This window comes from Lysinibacillus sp. RU7, from assembly GCF_057837305.1.
In genome coordinates, this window is record NZ_JBYQFK010000226.1 from 1 (window position 1) to 249 (window position 249).

A 249-nucleotide genomic window follows, 5' to 3' on the forward strand; every position below is an offset into this window, starting at 1 on the left:
GGTTCATATCCCCTTCGCCGCCGCGATCTGCGCGCATGGCGGGGTGATCCTCGATGATCATGGGCAGGTGGACGAGGAATGGGCCGCCCGCATCGCCGCCAGCGCCGCTGCGCATGTCGCTGAGCTGACCGGTTATGCCGACGCCATTGCAGCCGAGGCCGAGCATAGGGAGCAGGCGATCCGCGTTCGCGTCCTGACCGAAGACGATGTGCCGCTGTACGTGCTGGTCAAACATGCGACGGCGGACAG

At 66.3% G+C, this 249-nt stretch carries 1 protein-coding gene; it reads left to right on the forward strand.

Annotation, left to right across the window (positions count from 1 at the left end; translation table 11 throughout):
* Positions 1-249 (forward strand): hypothetical protein (locus tag AC3II9_RS22195; RefSeq protein ID WP_489158908.1); only part of this gene is annotated, 249 nt, incomplete at both ends.